Here is a 15,008-nt window from a genome sequence, read left to right as displayed (position 1 = left end):
GCTCCAGTGAAACTCACAGTCGTCGGTGGCGGATCCACCTACACCCCCGAACTCGTGGACGGCTTCGCCCGGCTCCGCGACCAGCTCCCCATCGACGAGCTCTGGCTCGTCGACCCCGACCCGGTGCGCCGTGAACTCGTCGGCGGTGTCGCCAAGCGGATGTTCGCGCACGCCGGACACCCCGGCACGATCCACGTCACCGACGACGTCGTCGCCGGGGTCACCGACGCCGATGCCGTCATGTTCCAGCTCCGCATCGGCGGGCAGGCCGCACGGCAGCAGGACGAGACGTGGCCGCACGAAGCGTGCTGCATCGGGCAGGAGACCACCGGTCCGGGCGGGTTCGCGAAGGCGCTCCGCACCGTGCCCGTGGTCCTGGAGTACGCCGAACTCGTCCGGAAGCACGCCAAGCCGGACGCCTGGATCGTCGACTTCACCAACCCCGTCGGCATCGTCACCCGCGCCCTGCTCGAGGCCGGACACCGCGCCGTCGGACTGTGCAACGTCGCGATCGGGTTCCAGCGCCGCTTCGCGAAGGAGTTCGGCGTCGCCCCCGACCACGTCCGGCTCGACCACGTCGGCCTGAACCACCTGACGTGGGAGCGCGGCGTGCACGTCACGGGCGCGGACGGCGTCGAGCGCGACGTCATGGCGGACCTGCTCGCCGAGTCGGACGGTGCCCTCGGCCGGACGGCGGAGAGCGTGCACATGCACCCGGACCTCCTCCGCCTGCAGCACGCGATCCCCTCGTACTACCTGCGGTACTTCTACTCGCACGACATCGTGCTGCAGGAGCAGCTGCACGAGCCCACCCGTGCCGAGGCCGTCATGGAGACCGAGCGGGCCCTGCTCGCGAAGTACGCCGACGAGTCCGTCGTGACGAAGCCCGCCGAACTCGAGCAGCGCGGCGGCGCCTACTACTCCGAGGCGGCGATCGACGTGCTGTCCTCGATCCTCGGCGACCGCGGCGACGTGCAGGTCCTCAACGTGCGGAACGACGGCACGTTCCCGTTCCTGCCGGACGACCACGTCATCGAGGTGCCGTCGCGCGTCACCCGCCAGGCGATCACGCCGTTGCCGGTCTCCCCGCTCGACCCGGACATGGTCGGTCTCGTGTCGCACGTCGCCGGGTACGAGCGGCTCGCGCTCGACGCCGCGGTGCACGGTGGCCGCGACCGGGTGCTCCGTGCGATGTGGGCGCACCCGCTCGTCGGGCAGGTGGACAAGGCGGAGCAGCTCACCGACCTGCTCCTGGCCGCGAACGCGGAACACATCCCGTGGGCGCGATCGGAGCAGGTGACGTGGGCGGGCTGAGCCGGACCGGCGCGGCGGGCCCGGCCCGAGCCTCCCGTCCGCCCGCGCCGGTCCCACCGGACGCGACCGACGTCGTGCTCGCCGTCGACGGCGGCGGGAGCAAGACCGACGTCGTCGCGATCGCGCTCGACGGGACCATCGTCGGGCACGCGCGCGGTCCGGGGTCGAACCCGCAGACGCGGGGCTGGGACCTCGCCGGCCCGATCCTCGACGACGTCCGTGCGCGGGTGGTCAGCGAGCTGGGTGACCGCCGCATCCGCACGACGCACGTGTACCTGGCCGGGCTCGACCTGCACGACGAGCTCGTCGCGGCGACCGCGGCCCTCGCGCACTGGGCCGATGACGGCGGCGAACCGCATGTCCTGGACAACGACCTGTTCGCGCTGCTGCGGGCCGGCACCCTGTCCCCCGACGCCGCGGCCGTGGTGTGCGGCACCGGGATCAACGCCCTCGCGGTGCGGGCTGACGGCACGACCGCACGGTTCCCGGCCATCGGGGACGTCTCCGGCGACTGGGGTGGCGGCGCGTGGCTCGGCAACCGGGCGCTCTGGCACGCGGCTCGGGCCGACGACGGGCGCGGCCCGGCGACGGCGCTGGTCGGCGCGGTGCCGGCGGCGGTGGGCCTGCGCAGCGTCCGCGAGGTCACCGAGGCCATCCACTTCGGCCGCTTGGACCAGCGCGTGTTCAACCGGCTCTGCCCGGTGCTGTTCGACGTGGCCGGAGCCGGCGACGCGGTGGCCCGGGGCGTCGTGGAGCGGCAGGCGGAGGAGATCGTCCTGCTCGCCGCGGTCGCGCTCGAGCGGTTGGGCCTCGGAGGTTCGGTGGCCGACCCGGTGCCCGTCGTGCTCGGGGGCGGGGTGCTCGCTGCTCGGCACCCGTTGCTCGTGGACGGTGTCGTCGACGGGCTCGCTGCCCGGGTCCCCGGAGCGGTGCCGACCTGGGTGACCGATCCCCCGGTGCTCGGCGCGGGGCTGGCGGCGCTGGAGTCGGTCGGTGCCGACGACGCGGCGCTCGAGCGGTACCGCGAGGCCGTGCGCTCCCGTGCCTTCGCGAGCACGACCGCGCTGATCCGCTGACGCGCGCGCGGCCCGGCGCGGCCGCCCGCGCCGCGCACATTTCGCGCTGAGCGACACTTCACGCGGCGATGAGCCCGTGAAGTGTCGCTCAGCGCGAAACCCGGCGGCGCCAGCCCAGCGCCAGCCCAGCGCCGGCCCAGCGCCCGCCCGCCGGCCCAGCGCCGACCGGCCCGCGGCCTACGCGCGCGCCAGCATCCCGAGCGTGTCGACCACGCGGTTCGAGAAGCCCCACTCGTTGTCGTACCAGGCGACGACCTTCACGTGCCGGCCCTCGTCGACGCGGGTGAGCAGCGAGTCGAAGATGCTCGACTCCGGCCGCCCGGTGATGTCCGTCGACACGAGCGGGTCCACCGTGAACGCCAGGACCCCGGCGAGCGGACCGGCAGCCGCGGCGCGGTAGGCCTCGTTCACCTCGTCCACGGTCACGTCCCGCGACACGACGGTGTTCAGCTCGACGATCGACCCGACGGGCACCGGCACGCGGATGGCGTCACCGGACAGCTTGCCCTCCAGGCGGGGCAGCACCAGCCCGATGGCCTTGGCCGCCCCGGTCGTCGTCGGCACGATGTTCACGCCGGCAGCGCGGGCCCGACGCAGATCACGGTGCGGCCCGTCCTGCAGGTTCTGCTCCTGCGTGTACGCGTGCACGGTGGTCATGAACCCGTGCTCGATGCCCGCCAGGTCGTCGAGCACCGACGCCAGGGGTGCGAGCGCGTTGGTCGTGCACGACGCGTTCGAGATCACCGTGTGCACGGCCGGGTCGAACGTGTCCGAGTTCACGCCGTACGCGATGGTGGCGTCCGCTCCGGTGGCCGGCGCACTGATGAGGACCCGTCGGGCGCCGGCGGTCAGGTGCCCGGCTGCCGCGTCGCGTGCGGTGAAGCGTCCGGTGGACTCGAGGACGACCTCGACGCCGAGTTCGGCCCACGGCAGGTCCGCGGGCGACGTCGACGCGAGCACGCGGACGCGGCGGCCGTCGATGACGAGCGTGTCGCCGTCGACCTCCACGGTGCCGTCGAACGGCCCGAGGGCGGAGTCGTAGCGGAACAGGTGCGCGAGCGTTTCGGGGGCGGTCAGGTCGTTCACGGCGACGACCTCGAGGTCGTCACCGCCCCGTGCGAGCAGGGCGCGGAGCGTGTTGCGGCCGATGCGGCCGAAGCCGTTGATGGCGATGCGGGTCATGTGGAGTTCCTTTCGTTCCGTGGTCCATGCTCACGGGCCGGGAGGCACGGCTCCAGTGGCAGGGAAGCCAGCGTCCGAAAGGATCTCGCCACCACCGCCGCGACGGCGCGGTCAGTCCTGGAACGTCCGGCGGTACTCGGTGGGCGAGGTCCCGAGGATCCGCCGGAAGTGCATCCGCAGGTTCGCGTCGGAACCGAGGCCCGCGCGCTCGGCCACCTGGTCGACGCCGAGGTCGGACTGCTCCAGGAGCTCCCGGGCGAGGTCGACGCGCGCCCGCAGCACCCACTGCATCGGCGTGTACCCGGTGTCCTCCACGAACCGGCGTGAGAACGTCCGGGTCGACACCGTGGCATTGCGCGCGAGCGCTTCGAGCGTGAGCGGCTCGGCGAGGTGCCGGAGCGCCCACTCCCGGGTGTCGGCGAACACGTCGCCGAGCGGCTCGGGCACGCTCCGCGGGACATACTGCGCCTGGCCGCCGCTGCGGTACGGGGCACTGACGAGCCGTCGCGCGACGTGGTTCGACAGCGCCACGCCGTGGTCCTGTCGGACGATGTGCAGGCACAGGTCGATCCCGCTCGCGGCGCCGGCACTGGTCAGCACCGAGCCCGCGTCGACGAACAGCACGTCCTCGTCGACGTCCACCTCGGGGTACCGCTCACGGAGCACCCGCGTGTAGTGCCAGTGCGTCGTCGCCCGGCGGCCGTCGAGCAGCCCGGCTGCCGCGAGCGCGAACGCCCCGGTGGAGATCGCCGCGATGCGGACGCCGCGGTCGTGCGCCCGCGCGAGTGCCGCGACGACGTCGGCCGGGGGCGCCGAGTCCGACGGGCGGCGGTAGCCGGGCACGAAGACGGTCTCCGCCCAGTCCAGTGCCTCCAGCCCGTGGTCGACCGCGTAGGCCAACCCGTCGCCGCCGGTGATCCGACCGACCCGGGGGCCGCAGACCCGCACCTCGTAGGGCATGCTCGGCCGGTTCGAGAACACCTGCGCGGGGATCCCGACGTCGAGCGGTTTCGCGCCGTCGAGCACCAGGACCGCGACGCGGTGCAGTGGGGTCCGGGCCATACCGGCGACGCTAGCCGAACACGTCACCCTCGCGTTCTCCACAGATCTGTCAGCCCCCTCCCCTAGGATCAGCACACCACGTACGCTCCGTACGTGCCGTACTCACCGGAGGCCCTCGTGCCCATCGCAGCCGACTACCCCACGTACTCGCGCGCCCGCGAGCACTTCAAGGACATGCTCGACGCCACGGCGACCGGCCGCACCGTGACGGTCGCCCGCGACGGCGCCGTCTCCGCGATGCTGCCCGTCGACCGGCTTCGCGACCACTTCTTCCGGACCGTCTCCCCGCGGATCAGTGTCTTCCGCGAGGCCGGCGCGGTCGTCGCCCTCATGGAGGGGCGCCCGTTCGTCGCCCAGGGGACGGACGTCGACGACGCACTCGACGACCTCGCCCTGTCGCTGCGGGAGTACGCGGTCGACTGGGAAGACCGTCTCCAGCACGCCCCGAACCACCACGACGCGTGGGCGCTCGTCCAACTGGTCAAGCTGTCCACGGACGCCGAACTGCGCGACTGGTTGGAGCGCGGCGGTGAGTAGCCCGAGGCACCCTGCTCCGAACCGCGAGCACCACGACACGTTCTGCACGACCGAGCGCTGGACACTGGTGCGCGGCGCCACCGGTCAGCCCGTCCGGCACCATCGCACCTACGAGCTCGTGCTCTGGGACGCACGCGTCCTGCGCACCCGGATCTCGAAGCCCGTCGACCGGTCGACCTACGGTGCGCGCATGTGGGCGCACGTCCTGCGCCACCAGCTGCAGGTCGATGCACCGGCCTTCTGGCGCTGCGTCGACGACGGCACGCTGCCGGACCGGGGCAGCCCCGTGCACCCGGCGCCCGCGAACGCCCTCCCGCTGTACCTGGTGCGGGCACTCCACGACCTCGGTGTGCCCGAGTCGGAGATCCTCGACCTCGGACCCGCCGGCGCTGCCGAACTCCACGCCGAGCTCCTGCGCCGGGCGGCCGAGCAGTCCTGATCGTCAGGCGTCGCGGACGGCCAGCACCCGGTGCGGCGATGCCCGTTCCGCTCGCCACCCGGTCGGCAGCGTGTCCCGCAGTTCCGCCAGGGTGAAGGACCGACGGATCGACCGCAGGCCGTCGACCCGGACGAAGGTCCCCGCGGTCACCAGCGGCGACGCCAGCGCGTACGCCCGGTAGGCCTCGCGTGACCGACGGATGTCCGAGTGCACGCTGCGACCCGACGCGAGCGCCTCCGAGTCCGCCAGGAACCCGTTCCGCTCGTCGTCGCCCAGGTGGTGCAGGACGTGGTTCGACACCACGACGTCGAACCGCTCGCCCGCCGTGACCAGGTCACCGCTCGACTGCTGCCGGAAGGTGACACCCCGCGGTGCCCGTCGGTTCGCCGCGTCGATCGCCCGCGGGTCCGGGTCGACCCCGACGACCTCGACGTCGAACCCGTCGCTCGCCGCCCACCGCACGACGGCCCGGGCCAGGTCGCCGCCGCCGCACCCGAGGTCGAGGACCCGGGCGCGGCCGTGCACCGGCAGGGCCGGTACGACGTGGGTCCGCCACGCCGAACGCCAGCCGCTGACCAGGGCGTTGACGAGCGCGAAGCGCCGGAAGGTCCGCGCGAGCGCGCGCGGGTCGCAGTCCGGGTCGTCCATGAGTTCGGTCAGGTCGACCGCGCGCGTGCGCAGGTCGAGGACCGGGAGGCCCGTGGAGCCGCCGTCGGGACGGCTCACGTGCGCACCATGGTCAGTCGCGCACTCTCGACCGTGAGACCGGGGCCGAAGGCGAGCGCCACGACGGCAGCACCGTCCGGGATCCCGGCGTCGAGGGCCTCGCGGAGCACGAACAGCACGGTCGCGCTCGACATGTTCCCGTGGTCGCGCAGCACCGTCCGGCTCGCCGCGATCGCCGCGTCCGGCAGGTCGAGCGCCTGCTGCGTGCGGTCGAGGATCGCACGCCCACCGGGGTGCACGGCCCACACCGGCACGTCGGCGGCCGGTCCGTCGAGCAGCGACGCGACGGCCTCGGCGACGCTGCTGCCGACGAGCTTGGGCACGGCGGTGCTCAGGACCATCTCGAAGCCCTCGTCGCCGATGTTCCACGCCATCTCGCCGGCGCTCTCGGGCACGACGGCGGTGGCGAACGCGTCGAGGCGCAGGCCGGGGCCGTCGGCGGTGACCACGACGGCGGCGGCACCGTCCCCGAAGACGCTGTTCGCGACGATCTGGTCCGGGTCGTCGCTGGCGCGGACGTGCAGGGTGCAGAGCTCGGCGCAGACGACCAACACGACGGCGCCCGGGTCCGCCTCGGCGAACGCGGCCGCGATCCGGAGTGCCGGGAACGCCGCGCAGCACCCCATGAAGCCGATGTGGTGGCGGAAGACGTCACGGCGCAGGCGGAGCTCGATCACGATGTCCAGGTCCGGGCCGGGCTGCGTGAACCCGGTGCACGACACCGTGACGACGTGCGTGACCGAGGCCGCGTCGACGTCTGCGCGGGCCAACGCGTCACGAGCAGCCTCGACGAAGAGCGGCGGCGCGAGCTCGCGGTAGCGGTCGTTGCGGGTGCCCGTCGAGGGCGAGTGCAGCGCGCCGTCCGTGTCGCGGAACGCGCCCGCTGGACGGCTCCGGTCGAGTTCGGCCAGCACGGTGTGCCGGTGCTCGACCGCCGAGGCGTCGAAGGCTGCGGGGACGAGCCGCCGGCCGAGACGACCGAGCTCGGGCTGCGCAGCGAAGAGGTCTCGCACGGCAGCCTGCTCGAGCGTCGTCTCCGGGACGGCGGTTCCGATGGCGCGGATCGTTGCGGACACGACTCATCCTGTCACCGGGTCGCTGACGCGTCCCCAGGTTCTCCCACACCGCGGAACGGACACAGCACCGTGGTTTCCCACGGTGCTGTGTCCGGAACCTGGTTCCGCGGAACGGAACTGCACGGAACGGCGACTACGCCTGCTGCGCGCGCTCCAGCACCAGCTCGCGGACGCGGGCGGCGTCCGCCTGGCCCTTCATGGCCTTCATGACGGCACCGATGATGGCGCCGGCGGCCTGGACCTTGCCGTCCTTGATCTTCGCGAGCACGTCCGGCTGGCCGGCGAGTGCTTCGTCGACCGCGGCGGTGAGCGCCGAGTCGTCGGACACGACCTTGAGCCCACGGGCCTCGACGACCTGGGCCGGCGAGCCCTCGCCGGCGATGACGCCCTCGAGCACCTGGCGGGCAAGGCGGTCGGTCAGGTCGCCGGACTCGACGAGGGCGATGACCTCGGCGACGTGCTGCGGCGACACGAGGTCGCCGGGCTCGGCGTCCTGGGCGTTCGCGACACGGCTGATCTCGCCGGTCCACCACTTGCGGGCCGCCTGCGGCGCGGCGCCGGCGGCGACGGTGCCCTCGACCTGGTCGAGCAGCCCACCGTTCACGACGTCCTGGAACTCCAGGTCGGCGAAGCCCCAGTCGCCCTTCAGGCGACGGCGGCGAGCCACCGGGGCCTCGGGCAGGGACGCACGGAGCTCCTCGACGACCGCGGGGTCCGGCACGACCGGCAGCAGGTCGGGCTCGGGGAAGTAGCGGTAGTCGTCGGCATCCGACTTCGGACGGCCGGCCGAGGTGCGGCCGGTGTCCTCGTGCCAGTGACGGGTCTCCTGCGTGATCGAGCCGCCGTCGGCCAGGATCGCGGCCTGGCGCTGGATCTCGTAGCGGATCGCACGCTCGACGGCACGGAACGAGTTGACGTTCTTCGTCTCGGTGCGGGTGCCGAGCTTCTCCTGGCCGCGGGGGCGCAGCGAGATGTTGGCGTCGCAGCGCAGGTTGCCGCGCTCCATGCGGGCCTCGGAGACACCGAGTGCGCGCACGAGGTCGCGGATGACCTGCACGTACGCGGCACCGAGCTCGGGGGCACGGTGCTCGGCACCGAAGATCGGCTTCGTGACGATCTCGACGAGCGGCACACCGGCGCGGTTGTAGTCGACGAGCGAGTACTCGGCACCCTGGATGCGGCCGGTGGCACCACCGACGTGCGTCAGCTTGCCGGCGTCCTCTTCCATGTGGGCGCGTTCGATCGGGATGTTGAAGATCGTGCCGTCGGCGAGTTCGACCTCGACCTCGCCCTCGAACGCGATCGGCTCGTCGAACTGCGAGACCTGGTAGTTCTTCGGGTTGTCCGGGTAGAAGTAGTTCTTCCGGGCGAACCGCGACGACTCGGCGATCGAGCAGCCGAGCGCGAGCCCGAGCTGGATCGAGTACCGGACGGCCTGCGCGTTGACGACGGGCAGCGACCCGGGCAGCCCGAGGTCGACCGGCGTCACGTTCGTGTTCGGCTCGCCACCGAAGAAGTTCGGCGCGTCCGAGAACATCTTGGTCTTCGTCGCGAGTTCGACGTGCACCTCGAAGCCGAGCACCGGCTCGTAGCGCTCCAGTGCCTCGTCGAAGTCCATGAGCGCGTCCTTCTGCGCCATCAGATCACACCTTCCTGCGCAGCCGACTGCTGACTCTGGTCGAGGTCCGGGATCCGGTCGATGAGCGGGGCTCCCCACTGCTGTTCGAGCAGACGCTCGAGCGCCGCACCGTAGCGGTACAGGCGGGCGTCCTCGCGCTGCGGGGCCATCAGCTGGACGCCGACGGGCAGGCCGTCCTCTGGCGCGAGGCCGTTCGGGATGCTCATGCCGGGCACGCCCGCCAGGTTCGCCGGGATCGTGGTGAGGTCGTTGAGGTACATCGCGAGCGGGTCGTCGATGCGCTCACCGATCGGGAACGCGGTCGTCGGGGCCGACGGGCTGATGAGCAGGTCGACCTGGTCGAACGCGGCCTGGAAGTCGCGCTGCACGAGCGTGCGGACCTTCTGCGCCGAGCCGTAGTAGGCGTCGTAGTACCCGGCGCTCAGGGCGTAGGTGCCGAGGATGATGCGACGCTTCACCTCGGGACCGAACCCGGCTTCGCGCGTGGCGGCCATGACGTCCTCGACCGTCGCACCGTTCTCCGGCGTGACGCGCAGGCCGAAGCGCACCGAGTCGAACTTCGCCAGGTTCGACGAGGCCTCGGCCGGCAGGATCAGGTAGTAGGCGCTGATCGCGTAGGCGAACGACGGGGCGTCGATCTCGACGACGACCGCACCGGCCGACTCGAGCAGCGCGACGGTCTCCTGGAAGCGCTGGGTGACCCCGGCCTGGAAGCCGTCGCCCCCGGCGAGTTCCTTCACCACGCCGACGCGCAGGCCGCGCAGCGTGTCCGCCTGCAGTCCTTCGCGGGCGGCGGCGGCCATCGAGGGCCAGGCGTCGGGGATCGAGGTGGAGTCGCGCGGGTCGTGCCCGCCGATGACGTCGTGCAGGAGCGCGGCGTCGAGGACGGTGCGGGCGACCGGGCCGATCTGGTCGAGGCTGGACGCCAGGGCGATCGCGCCGTAGCGGCTGACCCCGCCGTAGGTCGGCTTCACACCGACGGTGCCGGTGACGGCGCCGGGCTGACGGATCGAGCCACCGGTGTCGGAGCCGAGGGCGATGGGTGCCTCGTGCGCGGCGACGGCAGCGGCCGAGCCACCGCCGGACCCGCCGGGGATGCGGTCGAGGTCCCATGGGTTGTGGGTCGGTCCGTACGCTGAGAACTCGGTGGTCGAGCCCATCGCGAACTCGTCCATGTTGGTCTTGCCGAGCGGCACGAGGCCGGCGGCGCGGAGCTTCGCGACCGGGGTGGCGTCGTACGGCGGCATCCACCCTTCGAGGATCTTCGAGCCCGAGGTGGTCGGCATGTCCTGCGTGCACAGGACGTCCTTGATCGCGATCGGGACACCGGCGAGGGGCCCGAGGTCGTCGCCGGCCGAGCGACGCGAGTCGATCGACTTCGCGACGGCGATGGCGTTCTGGTTGACGTGCAGGAAGGCGTGCACGTCGCCGTCGACGGCGGCGATGCGGTCGAGGTGGGCCTGCGTGGCCTCGACGCTCGAGACGTCGCGCGCCACGAGGGCGTCGGCGAGCGCCGCGGCGCTCATCCGCGTGATGTCGGTCACTGTTCTTCTCCCAGGATGGCGGTCACTCGGAACCGTTCGCCGTCGGAGTCCGGCGCTCCGGAGAGCGCCTGCTCCTGCGTCAGCGTCTGGCCGACGACGTCGGGTCGGGTGACGTTGCCGAGCGGCACGGGGTGGCTCGTCAGCGGGACGTCGTCGGTCGCGACCTCGGCGACCTTGGCGACGCTCTCGACGATGTGCGACAGCTCCCCGGTCAGCTTCTCGATCTCATCGGGCGTGAGTGCGATACGTGCGAGGTTCGCCAGGTGCGCGACCTGCTCGCTCGTGATGTCAGGCATGGTGCTCCGTCGATCGGTTCGTGGACGTCCGACAGTCTATTGGCTGCGGTCGATCACGCAGGCGCGGCTGTGGACGGCTGCCTGGAGGCCCGTCACCGGTCCGGCGGACCGGTGACGGGCCTCCAGTCGGCGTGGACCCGAGCCGTCACTTCCCGTTCTGGTCACCCGCTGTCGGAGCCGCCGTGGCGGCGGGTGCCGCCGGTTCCGCCGGAGCAGCCGGTGCAGCGGGTGCAGCGGTCTGCGTCGGCGTGGTCGGCGTCGACTGGTCGGCCTGCGACGCGCCGGATCCCGACGACGCCGAGGACTGCGACTGCGACGACTGCGACGGGTGGCTCGCCTGCCCGATCATCGCCTGGCTCGGCGTGGGCAGGGCGTCCCCGCCGACCGTCTGGTCCAGGTAGGCCATCATCGACTTCCCGACCCCGAACTTCGCGCTGTACCCGGTGGTGCCCTGCAGGAACGGCCAGTTCGCCAGGCTCACGCTCCCCTGCACGTTCCCGATCCAGGTGGCGTTCGTGTACTTCGTCGACGACGCGACGAGCCAGTTCTGCACGTCGCCGTCGGTGGTGCCGGTCTTCGCGAACTTCGGCACGCTGTCGCCGGGGTTCGCACTGGCGGCGGTGCCGGAGCCGGACAGCACGCCCTGCAGCGCGTAGTCGACGGTGCCGGCGACGTCCGCCGATACCCCCTGCGTGCAGGACGACGGCGTCGGGGTGATCTTCGTGCCGTCCGACTCGGTGACCGAGTCGATCGCGGTCGGCGTGCAGACGACGCCGCCGTTCGCGAAGCCGGCGTAGGCCTCGGCCAGGTCGATCGGCGACAGCTCGTTGACGCCGAGGATCGACGAGGGGGTCTGCCCGAGGGCACCGCCGTCGGCGCGGTGGATCCCCATCGACTGTGCGAGCTGCGCGATCTTGCAGAGGTCGAGCTGCTTGCCCATCGCGCCGAAGGCGGTGTTGATCGACTCGACGGTGGCGGCCTGCACGGTCATCGACGCCGGCACGGACTCGGCGTTCGCGACCGGCCACGTCCCGCCGCTGACGTTCTGGCAGGAGTTCGTGAACTCCGAGTTCTGGAACGTGTGCTCGGTGGTCGACACCGACTCGGAGAGCGTGTGGCCGGTCGCGAGCCACTCGGCCAGGGTGAACACCTTGTAGGTGGAGCCGGTCTGGAACCCGCCGGAGTTGCCGTAGCCGGAGTCCGCGCTGTAGTCCACCGCGGTCGACCCCGCTGCGGCGTTGTCGCCCTGCGTGTACGACGTGTTCTGCACCATCGACATGATGCGTCCGGTGCCGGGCTCGACGGTGACGTTGGAACCGCCGACGTCGACGCCCGCCATCGTGGCGGGCACGTAGGTCGACAGTGCGGTCTGCGCCTGGCCCTGCAGGTCGAGGTCGAGCGAGGTGTGGATCTGCAGGCCCTTGGTGTCGAGCGTCGCGATGCGCGCCGCGGCGGTCTTGCCGAACGCCGGGTCCTGCAGCACCTGGTCGCGGACGTAGTCGCAGAAGTAGCCGGCGTCGTAGTTCGTCGCCGCGGTCGAGCAGCCGTTCGCGGTCTCGGTGATCTTCGGCGTGACCGGGGTCGCGATGGCCTTCGTCATCTCGGCCTTCGTGATCGACCCGTGCGCCTGCATGCGGCGGAGCACGTAGTCGCGTCGCTCCTTGGTGAGCGCGTAGCCGTTCGCCTGGCCGTTCGCCTTGTCACCGGGCACGTCGATGCGCAGGTTCGAGGGGTTGTTGAGGATCGCCACGAGCGTGGCCGACTGCACGAGCGACAGGTCCTTCGCGTGCACGCCGAAGTAGTACTCGGCACCGGCCTCGGCGCCGTACACCCGACCGCCGAGCCCGACGATGTTCAGGTACCCGGTCAGGATGTCGTCCTTCGAGTACTTCTTGTTCACCGCGATCGCGTACCGCATCTCCTGCAGCTTCCGCTGCGGGGTGACGCCGGCTGCGTCCTCGTAGCAGGCCTCCACCTTCTTCGCCGTGGCGGCCTGGTCCTTGCCGGTGAGCTCCTCGCACTGCTGCACGAGGACGTTCTTGACGTACTGCTGCGTGATGCTCGATCCGCCCTGGACGTCGCCGCCGACGACGGTGGCGGCGACTCCGCGCAGCGTGCCGAGGACGTCGATGCCGCCCTCGTCGTAGTAGCGGGGGTCCTCGGTGTCGATGGCGGCCTGCTTGAGCGTGTCCGCCATCTGGTCGGCCGTGACGTTCGTCCGGTTCTCGGCGTAGAACGACGCGATCTTGACCTGCTTGCCGCCCTTCGTCGCGTACACCGACGAGACCTGCTGCGGCGTCTGCACGTCGAGGTAGCTCGGGAGGTCCTCGAAGAACGCGACCGCACCCGAGGTGCCCTCACCCGCGACGGCGACCGCGGGCGTCACCGCGACGGCGACGAGCATGCCGGCGAGCACGGACATCACCACGAACATCAGGAGAGCACCAGGCCATCGCACCACACGCATGCCCCGAACCGTAGGGAGGCGGGCTGTACTGGTTCTGCCGTGGAACCGACTGAGGCTGCGCCGTCGCTCAGGTTGCCGCTCAGGCACCACCTGTCGCGGGTCGCGATCCGCGCGGGGTCGCGGATCCGGCCGGGAGGCCCGGTGCGGCCCCGGCACGTCGGCCGCCGGTCACGATCCGGTCACGCCCAGGGCCTCGCCCCGTCAGTCGCGCGGCTGCAGGTCCTGCGGACGGACCAGGTACATGTCGACCGACGCACCGACGACACCGTCGTCACCGGTGCTGCCGCGTCGGACCTGCTCGCGGACGAGGTCACCGCGGCCGATCCCGATCAGGGCGACGTCGTGCAGCGATGCGGTCCCCGGCTTGAGGTAGTCGTTGTGCCCGACCGGACGGCGGAACAGGTCGCCGGCGGCCAGCGCGTCGGCACCGCCGGCCAGGTTCATCACGGTGGCGCCGAACGACGAACCACCCGGGTCCGTGCCGTAGTACCCGGACCCCGCGATCGGGTCGCTGTGCGCGACACCGACGAACACCTCGTCCGAGGCGACGTCCAGGTCCGCCGCCGACCGGACGTCACTGCCCGGTGACCCGAGCACGGTGAGGGTGTCGGCGCTCATCCGTCCGGAGGCGAGCGCCATGAGCGCCGTCGTCGACCCGTACGAGTGCGCCACGATGTTCAGCCGGGGCTGGTCGCCGTCGCGGATCTGCCGCAGGCCGTCGACGGTGCGCTCGAGTCGCTGCGCCCCGGAGTCGGCGAGGCTGAGCGACATGATGTTCGACAGGTCGGGCGTGCGGTAGCCCATCCACGCCACGACGGCGACGCCCGTCCCGTCGCCGGAGCCACCGGCGGCCAGCGGCGCGAGGGTCGCTTGCTCGCTCGCCAGGTCGTTGGCGGTGTTCGTGAAGTCGGCCATCTGCCCGGTCACGGTGAAGAACATCCCGGGGACGATGACGGTGACGTCCGCCGCGGTGTCGAGGTCTCCGATGCTGATCGCCGCTCGGCCCGCCGCCCGGGTGTCGAGCGTGATGAGGAACCGCTGCGGGTCACCGGGTTCGCGCCGCAACGAGTCCCGGACCTGTCCGAGCATCGCGGCGTGCGCGGCTCCGGTGTCGGGGTCGGCGAGTCCCGTGGTCAGGGTCGACCGGTTCGCGCGGTCGCGGACGGCGTACGGCACGCCCTCGAGGTTGCCGATGATCGACGGCGCGTGGACCAGGAGCGTGCCCTGTTCGTCGGCGCCGAGTCCCGCCCACCACTGCGCGACGACGGCCGCCGCGGGCGGGTCGTCCTGCGCGGTCGCCACGACACGGCGGTCGTCGGCCGCGCGGCGCAGGTCACCGGCGCCGAGGACCCCGAGGTCGTCGAGGAACGCCCGACCGTGCGCGTCGGCGACGGTGTCGACGTCGATCTGTCCCCCGGTCATGACCGGCTGGGGCACCGCGTGGCGCTCGGAGACGAGCGCGACCGTCACGGTGGCCGTGGCGGCATGGGTCGGAGGCGCGACGGGGGCCTCGATCACTCCGAGCGAGTGCATCGAGGCGGTGAGCAGAGCCGCGGCGATGAGCAGCAATCGGGTCTCCCCCTGGAAGGCCGTCCCGCCGTCTCCCTGCAGACGACGGGTGATGCTCTGTCGAGTGTAAGGAGAATGCCC

At 72.0% G+C, this 15,008-nt stretch carries 13 protein-coding genes; 4 read left to right on the top strand and 9 right to left on the bottom strand.

The features are described 5' to 3' along the window. Nucleotides 1-6 precede the first annotated feature (6 nt). Together EDF51_RS05295 and EDF51_RS05290 are read left to right on the top strand one after the other, a co-directional pair. A complete protein-coding gene (locus EDF51_RS05295; RefSeq protein ID WP_123340745.1) occupies nucleotides 7-1,314 on the top strand; it encodes a 6-phospho-beta-glucosidase in 1,308 nt (435 codons plus the stop codon). Beyond that, nucleotides 1,278-2,390 carry a BadF/BadG/BcrA/BcrD ATPase family protein gene (locus EDF51_RS05290; protein ID WP_243837075.1) on the top strand — a complete coding sequence of 371 codons (1,113 nt, stop codon included), beginning with the start codon at nucleotides 1,278-1,280 and terminating at the stop codon, nucleotides 2,388-2,390. The genes EDF51_RS05295 and EDF51_RS05290 overlap by 37 nt, the downstream gene beginning before the upstream one ends. 177 nt (nucleotides 2,391-2,567) lie before the next feature. On the opposite strand, the gene gap is transcribed toward EDF51_RS05290, so the two are convergent. Continuing rightward, nucleotides 2,568-3,572, bottom strand: a complete 1,005-nt coding sequence (gene gap / locus EDF51_RS05285) for a type I glyceraldehyde-3-phosphate dehydrogenase (RefSeq protein WP_134194063.1) — start codon at nucleotides 3,570-3,572, stop codon at nucleotides 2,568-2,570. A 111-nt stretch (nucleotides 3,573-3,683) separates the two neighbouring features. Beyond that, nucleotides 3,684-4,634 carry a DJ-1/PfpI family protein gene (locus EDF51_RS05280; RefSeq protein WP_133936860.1) on the bottom strand — a complete coding sequence of 317 codons (951 nt, stop codon included), beginning with the start codon at nucleotides 4,632-4,634 and terminating at the stop codon, nucleotides 3,684-3,686. Between the two features lie 93 nt (nucleotides 4,635-4,727). Between EDF51_RS05280 and EDF51_RS05275 the strand changes: the two genes are divergently transcribed. Together EDF51_RS05275 and EDF51_RS05270 are read left to right on the top strand one after the other, a co-directional pair. Then, entirely contained in the window at nucleotides 4,728-5,171 is a 444-nt protein-coding gene (locus EDF51_RS05275; RefSeq protein WP_133936862.1) for a prevent-host-death protein, read from the top strand. After that, nucleotides 5,164-5,610 (top strand): cytotoxic translational repressor of toxin-antitoxin stability system, encoded by a 447-nt coding sequence (locus EDF51_RS05270; protein ID WP_208320941.1) that lies wholly within the window; start codon nucleotides 5,164-5,166, stop codon nucleotides 5,608-5,610. Before EDF51_RS05275 ends, EDF51_RS05270 begins: the two co-directional genes overlap by 8 nt. Nucleotides 5,611-5,613: 3 nt before the next feature. Here the strand turns inward: EDF51_RS05270 and EDF51_RS05265 are convergent, their stop codons facing one another. The 7 genes from EDF51_RS05265 to EDF51_RS05235 all read right to left on the bottom strand — a co-directional run bounded on the left by EDF51_RS05265 (nucleotide 5,614) and on the right by EDF51_RS05235 (nucleotide 14,927). Beyond that, nucleotides 5,614-6,336, bottom strand: a complete 723-nt coding sequence (locus EDF51_RS05265) for a methyltransferase domain-containing protein (RefSeq protein WP_134194061.1) — start codon at nucleotides 6,334-6,336, stop codon at nucleotides 5,614-5,616. Further along, entirely contained in the window at nucleotides 6,333-7,412 is a 1,080-nt protein-coding gene (locus EDF51_RS05260; RefSeq protein ID WP_133936866.1) for a type III polyketide synthase, read from the bottom strand. The genes EDF51_RS05265 and EDF51_RS05260 overlap by 4 nt, the downstream gene beginning before the upstream one ends. A gap of 133 nt (nucleotides 7,413-7,545) precedes the next feature. Further along, the gene (gene gatB, locus EDF51_RS05255) at nucleotides 7,546-9,051 is read right to left on the bottom strand and encodes an Asp-tRNA(Asn)/Glu-tRNA(Gln) amidotransferase subunit GatB (RefSeq protein ID WP_123340738.1); all 1,506 of its coding nucleotides are present in this window, start codon (nucleotides 9,049-9,051) and stop codon (nucleotides 7,546-7,548) included. Then, nucleotides 9,051-10,595, bottom strand: a complete 1,545-nt coding sequence (gene gatA, locus EDF51_RS05250) for an Asp-tRNA(Asn)/Glu-tRNA(Gln) amidotransferase subunit GatA (RefSeq protein ID WP_111085022.1) — start codon at nucleotides 10,593-10,595, stop codon at nucleotides 9,051-9,053. Before gatA ends, gatB begins: the two co-directional genes overlap by 1 nt. Further along, complete coding sequence (gene gatC, locus EDF51_RS05245; protein ID WP_111085021.1) at nucleotides 10,592-10,891, bottom strand: Asp-tRNA(Asn)/Glu-tRNA(Gln) amidotransferase subunit GatC; 300 nt, start codon at nucleotides 10,889-10,891, stop codon at nucleotides 10,592-10,594. Before gatC ends, gatA begins: the two co-directional genes overlap by 4 nt. A 145-nt stretch (nucleotides 10,892-11,036) precedes the next feature. After that, on the bottom strand, nucleotides 11,037-13,358 hold the full coding sequence (locus EDF51_RS05240; protein WP_133936868.1) for a transglycosylase domain-containing protein: 2,322 nt from the start codon (nucleotides 13,356-13,358) through the stop codon (nucleotides 11,037-11,039). 201 nt (nucleotides 13,359-13,559) lie between these two features. Then, nucleotides 13,560-14,927 (bottom strand): alpha/beta hydrolase, encoded by a 1,368-nt coding sequence (locus tag EDF51_RS05235; RefSeq protein WP_123938932.1) that lies wholly within the window; start codon nucleotides 14,925-14,927, stop codon nucleotides 13,560-13,562. Between the last annotated feature and the right edge of the window lie 81 nt (nucleotides 14,928-15,008).

Source organism: Curtobacterium sp. PhB25, assembly GCF_004365375.1.
Taxonomy (GTDB): domain Bacteria; phylum Actinomycetota; class Actinomycetes; order Actinomycetales; family Microbacteriaceae; genus Curtobacterium.
Note: the sequence above shows the minus strand (reverse complement) of the source record. Positions and strands in the feature narration are given on the sequence as shown.

Bases quoted from the DNA above. Each gene is read 5' to 3' on its own strand.
- gatC (WP_111085021.1), bottom strand. From the start codon at position 10,891: ATGCCTGACATCACGAGCGAGCAGGTCGCGCACCTGGCGAACCTCGCA.
- gap (WP_134194063.1), bottom strand. From the start codon at position 3,572: ATGACCCGCATCGCCATCAACGGCTTCGGCCGCATCGGCCGCAACACG.
- EDF51_RS05280 (WP_133936860.1), bottom strand. From the start codon at position 4,634: ATGGCCCGGACCCCACTGCACCGCGTCGCGGTCCTGGTGCTCGACGGC.
- EDF51_RS05240 (WP_133936868.1), bottom strand. From the start codon at position 13,358: ATGCGTGTGGTGCGATGGCCTGGTGCTCTCCTGATGTTCGTGGTGATG.
- gatB (WP_123340738.1), bottom strand. From the start codon at position 9,051: ATGGCGCAGAAGGACGCGCTCATGGACTTCGACGAGGCACTGGAGCGC.